General features: G+C 70.1%; 1 protein-coding gene and 1 pseudogene. One reads left to right on the forward strand and one right to left on the reverse strand.

Features of this window, described 5'->3' with window-relative positions; translation table 11 throughout:
- Positions 1–4 precede the first annotated feature (4 nt).
- The gene (locus tag ABZ281_RS47205; RefSeq protein ID WP_356664772.1) at positions 5–355 is read right to left on the reverse strand and encodes a MarR family transcriptional regulator; all 351 of its coding nucleotides are present in this window, start codon (positions 353–355) and stop codon (positions 5–7) included.
- An 86-nt stretch (positions 356–441) separates the two neighbouring features.
- Here ABZ281_RS47205 and ABZ281_RS47210 point away from each other — a divergent pair.
- Positions 442–1,932 (forward strand): annotated as a pseudogene (locus tag ABZ281_RS47210) (MFS transporter).
- Positions 1,933–2,082 lie beyond the last annotated feature (150 nt).

A 2,082-nucleotide genomic window follows, 5' to 3' on the forward strand; every position in this document is an offset into this window, starting at 1 on the left:
CCAGTTAACCCACCCCCGCGCCCCCCCCGCGCCCCTTCGCCGTGAGGCAGACCTTCACGCCACGCCGGTCCTCGGAGCACATGCCGCGCTCGACGAGGCCCTCCTTCTCCAGCCGGGCGACCAGCCGCGACAACGCGCTCTGGCTCAGGTGGACCCGCTCGGAGATCTCCTGGACGCGGTAGGACGGCGTCCCCTTGGGCGTCCGGCATCCGGCGAGGACGTCGAGCACCTCGAAGTCGCTGGCGCACAGCCCGTGGCCGTGCAGCGCACGGTCGAGTTCGCACTGTGTCCGCGCGTGCAGCGCCAGAATGTCCCGCCACCGTTCCACGAGCGCCTGCTCGGCCTGCTGAGCCATGCGCGGCACCGTAACAGAGAACCAAGGTTGTTGCACCTGAATTAAATGCATTTGCATCTCATGCATATACATATAGCGTCCGGGATATGACCTCTCCGCTCATCTCCCCCACGTCCGAGGGGCGTTGGACGTCACGACTGTGGGCACCCTGCTCGTGCTCTGCGCGGCGATGTTCCTGGACGCCCTGGACGTGTCCATGGTCGGCGTCGCCCTGCCGTCCATCGGCGCCGACCTCGGCTTGTCGACCTCGGCGCTGCAATGGATCGTCAGCGGCTACATCCTGGGCTACGGCGGTCTGCTGCTCCTCGGCGGACGCGCCGCCGACCTACTGGGCCGGCGTCAAGTGTTCCTGGTGGCCCTCGGCGTCTTCACGCTCGCCTCGCTGCTCGGCGGGCTCGTCGACTCGGGACCGCTGCTCATCGCCAGCCGCTTCATCAAGGGCCTGAGCGCGGCCTTCACCGCCCCCGCCGGCCTGTCGATCATCACCACGACGTTTCCCGAAGGCCCGCTGCGCAACCGCGCCCTGGCCATCTACACCACCTGCGGTGCCACCGGCTACTCGATGGGCCTGGTCTTCTCCGGCCTGCTCACGCAGGCCAGTTGGCGGCTCACCATGCTCCTGCCCGCCCCCATCGCGCTGATCGCCCTGCTCGTGGGCCTGAAGCTGCTGCCGCGCACCGAGCGCGAGCGCGGCCGGGGCGGCTACGACATCCCCGGCGCCGTCCTCGGCACGGCCTCGATGCTGCTGCTCGTCTTCACCGTCGTCGAGGCGCCCGAGGCGGGCTGGGGCGCGGCCCGGACCATCCTGTCCTTCGCCACCGTGGCCGTCCTCCTGGTGGCCTTCGTCGCCGTCGAGCGGCGCAGCCCCAGTCCGCTGATCCGTCTCGGCGTGCTGCGTTCGGGGCCGCAGGTTCGGGCCCAGCTGGGCGCGTTGACGTTCGTCGGCAGCTACATCGGCTTTCAATTCCTGGTGACGCTTTACATGCAGCAGCTGCTCGGCTGGTCCGCGCTGCACACGGCCCTGGCCTTCCTGCCCGCGGGTGCGCTGGTGGCGCTGTCCGCGACGAAGGTCGGAGCCGTCATCGACCGGTTCGGCACCGCCCGGCTGATGGTGCTGGGCTTCGCGCTGTGATGGTCACCGGGTACGTGCTGTTCCTGCGCATCGAACTCGACCCGGTGTACGCGTCGGTGATCCTGCCGACGATGCTGCTGGTCGGCTCCGGTTTCGCGCTGACCTTCCCGTCCCTCAACGTCCAGGCCACCAACGGCGTCGACGAGCACGAGCAGCGCATGGTCTCGGGGCTGCTCAACACCTCGGTCCAGGTCGGTGGCGCGATCTTCCTCGCCGTGGTGACGGCGGTGGTGACCGCGAACTCCCCCGAGGGCCCCACCCCTCGCCGCAGGCCGTGCTCGACAGCTACCGGCCCGGTCTGGTGGTCGTGACGCTCGTCGCCCTCGTCGGCCTGCTGATCACCCTCACGGGCCTGCGCCCTCGCCGGGACCGGCCGTCCGGGCCGTCCGTCGTGGTCGCCAAGTCCACCCCCAAGGAGGCGGAGCGCGTCGCCGTGCGCGACTAGTGCCGCGGCAGGCCACGTTTGCCCGTTGAGGAGCGGCGTTTGGTGCGTGCTCTCGGCCGGCCATGCCGAGCACCGCTCCGCCGGTGCCGAGGACCGCCGCACCGAGAAGGGCCCGCCGTCCGGTACCGCTCGTTTCTTCGTTCGACTCCT

This window comes from Streptomyces sp. NPDC006265 (genome assembly GCF_040613555.1).
In the GTDB taxonomy this organism is placed as follows: domain Bacteria; phylum Actinomycetota; class Actinomycetes; order Streptomycetales; family Streptomycetaceae; genus Streptomyces.

Bases quoted from the DNA above. Each gene is read 5' to 3' on its own strand.
- ABZ281_RS47205 (WP_356664772.1), bottom strand. From the start codon at position 355: ATGGCTCAGCAGGCCGAGCAGGCGCTCGTGGAACGGTGGCGGGACATT.